This is a genomic window from Sphingomonas segetis, assembly GCF_009720245.1.
Taxonomy (GTDB): Bacteria; Pseudomonadota; Alphaproteobacteria; order Sphingomonadales; family Sphingomonadaceae; genus Sphingomicrobium; species Sphingomicrobium segetis.
On sequence record NZ_WJSQ01000200.1, the window covers coordinates 1 to 3,822 of the forward strand.

Below are 3,822 nucleotides of genomic sequence, written 5' to 3' on the forward strand. Positions count from 1 at the left end.
CGCGTGGCAGCCGACGATCGCGCCGCGCGTCGCCACGAGCCCGCCGACCGCGCTCGCGATTTGCTCGAGCGTCGGATGGGCGGTCGCGAAGCCGACGGCCGCGAGCGAGTTCGCGCGCAAGATTCGCGCCTGGAGCTCGGCGATTTCGGCGAGCGCGGAGTCGATCGAATCTTCGACCGCGCGGACCTGGGTGGCGACATCGTAGGCGGCGTCCTGGATCATCTGTTTGCGCATGGCTGCTCCTTCCCCGGCGCGTGTCGCGCCGGAGTGGCTATCGGTCCGATCTGCTTGCCGGCTTGTTGCCGCCCTTCGAGCGCTAGCCCTTGAGCAGCCTGGCGAGGCTTTCGAGCCCGGCGAGGTACATGCCCGCCGAGAACGCCGCCCCGATCGCGATTGCCGCGATCCAGAACAGCCTCTGGCCGACACTCATCTCATTCCGGGGGTGACTCCTCGTTGCGAACGGCGGTTGCAGGGAAGACCGGAAAGAAACGGGCCTCTGCTCGGTAAGGAAACCCGCTTCCCCGACCTCCCCTGCGCGGTCAGCGTGCCGAATCTGATGACTGACCGTGCCTCCGGGTTGGCCCGATTGCGGCTCGGCGGGAATGTACGGCGGTTGATGTATCAAACGCTGATATGGCGCCTCGTATTGCGCAACCACCCGCGCCGCCTGCGAACGGCGCTCGACACCGAGGATTGCGAGCGACTGGCGCACGCGCTGGTCGACGGTGTGCGGCGAGATGCCGAGCTCGGCGGCGATCTCCTTCGAATTCAAATGCCGGTCGACGAGGCGAAGGCAATCGAGCTGGCCGTGGCTGAGCTGCGCGACGCGTGCCGCCATCGGATCCTCGGCCGGCGAAGCATGCCCCGCCGCATCCCGATCCGCGTCAGGCAAGCCGTCCGATTCGTCCAAGGCAATCCCCACCTCGCGCAGCATGGCGCACTCCCGAGCAGCGAGTCCCGTGAGACCTTAGGTCATCCGCGAAGAATTCGCCAGATTTTCAGTGGATTTCCGCCGAAGTGGGTGAATCTAGGTTAACTATGGGTAGGAGGCAAGCGTCTACCAGAGCCGCTTGGCTGCGAACGCATGCCCTGACCCGGACTTGAGGTAGCGTTCATAGGCCTCTGCTTTCCCTCGGTCGGCAAAAGCAATGTCGCTGACGACGCGACACGGCCTGAACTTCGAAGTATGTGCTGACTGGCCGGCCGGCATTGTGCTGCTGCAATCGCAGCTTCAGATCCGCGGTTGAGCCGATGTAGCGCTGGCAGGCATCGCAATGCTCTCGATAAGATAGACGTAGACGTAGCACACGCCGGCCCTCCTTCGCTAAAGCTTCGGAGGGCATCCTGCTTCGCTCACATGATGTTGCCAATCCTGCGAGGCTCGAAGAGCGAAGCGGGATGGTGGAGAGGGCTGGATTCGAACCAGCGTACGCTTGCGCGGGCAGATTTACAGTCTGCTGCCTTTAACCACTCGGCCACCTCTCCACAGAGGTTGCCACGCGCAGACCATCCAGTGGATGGTTGAGCATGGCGACGGCAGGCGCGCCAAATGGCGGTGCGGGTGCGGTGTGTCAACGCGGTGGGCGCACTCCCCGAACGGTACAGCCCGGCGTCCGTTCACTTTGCTATGCGCGCTCCAATTTGGACGCTGCCCCCGGCAGCACCCAAATTGGAGCGGGTGAAGGGAATCGAACCCTCGTCGTAAGCTTGGAAGGCTTCTGCTCTACCATTGAGCTACACCCGCCCGCGATGCCCCGCATGCCACCGGTCGCGCGGGCCCGTCAATGCCGCGCATTTCCCTGCGGCAACGTCTTGCGGGCGTAACGAGCCTCGACTAGGCCCCTCACTTCACTAGATTTTTCGGCCATGGAAGTCGTCGACCGATGCCCCTTGAAACGGTGATCAGGCCAATTCTCGACACTGTTCTCGACGCCGTCGTGGTGATGGACCGCGCGGGCACGATCCGCGCCTGGAATCATCATGCCGAGGCCATGTTCGACTGGACGGCGGACGAGGCGATCGGCCGCGATCTCGGAGAGTTGATCGTTCCCCCAAGCTTGCGCGACGCCCACCATCGGGGACTGGCGCGCTTCAATGCCGAGGGCGTGGGACGAGTCCTCGACACGCGGCTCGAGCTGTTCGGAATGCGTCGCGACGGCACCGAAATTCCGGTCGAGCTGTCGATCACACTGGTAAGCCGCGAGGGGCGCGACGTGTTCGTCGGATTCCTGCGCGACCTTTCGGAGCGGCGCCAGGCCGAACGGCAGCTCGAATTTCGCCTGCGCGAGAGCCGGTTGATGCTGGACCTCAGCGAACGTGCGAGCCGCGAAGAGAGCTTCGACGATGTGCTCGCCGCCACGCTCGATTCGATCTGTGCGCTCGCCGAGTGGCCGCTCGGCCACGCGTTTCTCGTCGCCGATGACGATTTTCGGCTGGTTTCGTCGGCGTGGAGCAGCAACGCGCGCGATATCGCGCCCCACCTCGTCGAGGCGACCGAGAACGACGAGTTCGCGGCGGGAGTCGGTCTGCCCGGCGAGGTGCTCGCGTCGCGCCAGCCGCTGTGGATGGCGCGCGTCGGGCCGGATTCGAACTTTCCGCGCCGCGGATTGGGTTTCGAAAGTGGCTTTGCCTTCCCGGTATTCAGCGGTGGGCGCTGCATCGCGGTCCTCGAATTCTTCTCGCGCGACCCGCGTGAGCCGGATGCCGCGCTGCTCCTCACCGCCCGGGCGATCGGGACTCAGATCGGGCGCGTCCATGAGCGCAAGCGCGGCGAAGATCTGCAGGCGCTGCTGCTGGCCGAGCTCAACCACCGCGCCAAGAACATTCTGTCGGTGGTCCGCGGCATCGCCCATTTGAGCTTCGGTAAGTCGAAGAACCTCCAAGATGTGCAGCGCATCTTCGATCGCCGGCTCGACTCGATCGCCAGGGCGAACGACATCCTCCACGCGCAGAGCGGCAAGAACGCGCTGCTCGGCGAGATCGTGCGCGAAGCACTCGACGGGTGCGGGGCGCCGGCCGATCGTGTCGCAACGGGCGGGCCGGACGTCTGCGTCGATTCCTCAACCGCCATCATGTTTTCGCTCGCCGTCCACGAATTGTGCACCAACGCACTCAAATATGGTGCCCTCAGCGGGGACGCGGGTCGGATCGCGCTCAGCTGGTCGCTTCCTGACGAAGACACGCCGCGGTTCGATTTCAGCTGGACGGAAACCGGCGGGCCGCCTGTTTCGGCCCCGACTAGCCAGGGTTTCGGGACGCGCATCCTCAAGCGCGGGATGGAACTGGAGACCGGTGGCCGCGCCGAGGTCACCTACGCCGCAGAGGGCTTCGCCTATCGGCTGCGCAATGCGCGGCACAGCGGCGTTGCGACCGATCGCGCCGCCGCATGCGCTTGACCGCTCGCGAAAATCTCGACTATCCAATCGCCCGATGAGGCACCTGAACACCATCGCTGCTGCTCCGGCCGTCCGTTTCTGGTGGCGCGCGGCTTCGCACGCGGCGCGATGGCGCGACTGATCGACTAGCCAAAGATCATTCGACTGCCCGCCCGCCATCCGGCGGGCTTTTTTGTTTCAGGTGGGTTCCCATGAGCCAGATATTGTCTTTCCCACACCAGTTTTGCGCCCAACCGCAGCAGCAGGAGGAGGACGCCGCAGCCGAAGCGGCAATCACCCGGCTGCTCGACGGCGGCGACCTCGACCGCGGCGACGCGCGTGCCTTGTTCGGCCGCATCGTCGAGGGCACGCTCGGCGAGCCGCTGATGGCCGCCGCCTTCGTAGCCCTCCGGGTCAAGGGCGAAACCGCCGAGGAGCTGACCGGCGC

General features: G+C 65.3%; 3 protein-coding genes, 2 tRNA genes and 1 pseudogene. 2 read left to right on the forward strand and 4 right to left on the reverse strand.

Annotated elements, in window-relative coordinates; all coding sequences use genetic code 11:
• The 4 genes and pseudogenes from GH737_RS13515 to GH737_RS13530 form a co-directional block, all read right to left on the reverse strand.
• Nucleotides 1-234, reverse strand: a 234-nt coding sequence (locus GH737_RS13515) for a hypothetical protein (RefSeq protein ID WP_155265316.1), incomplete at its 3' end; no start/stop codon positions are given.
• Between the two features lie 481 nt (nucleotides 235-715).
• Nucleotides 716-934: pseudogene (locus tag GH737_RS16110) on the reverse strand (helix-turn-helix transcriptional regulator); the annotation flags it as partial.
• Nucleotides 935-1,399: 465 nt separating this feature from the next.
• Nucleotides 1,400-1,485: transfer RNA gene (locus GH737_RS13525), tRNA-Tyr, on the reverse strand.
• Nucleotides 1,486-1,670: 185 nt separating this feature from the next.
• A tRNA-Gly gene (locus tag GH737_RS13530) sits at nucleotides 1,671-1,744 on the reverse strand.
• A 139-nt stretch (nucleotides 1,745-1,883) separates the two neighbouring features.
• On the opposite strand from GH737_RS13530, the gene GH737_RS13535 reads away from it, so the two are divergent.
• On the forward strand, nucleotides 1,884-3,395 hold the full coding sequence (locus GH737_RS13535; RefSeq protein WP_155265318.1) for a sensor histidine kinase: 1,512 nt from the start codon (nucleotides 1,884-1,886) through the stop codon (nucleotides 3,393-3,395).
• Between the two features lie 191 nt (nucleotides 3,396-3,586).
• On the forward strand, nucleotides 3,587-3,822 hold a 236-nt coding region (locus GH737_RS13540; protein WP_230558815.1), incomplete at its 3' end, for a hypothetical protein.

Coding starts and splice junctions, on each gene's coding strand:
- GH737_RS13535 (WP_155265318.1), top strand. CDS start 1,884: ATGCCCCTTGAAACGGTGATCAGGCCAATTCTCGACACTGTTCTCGAC.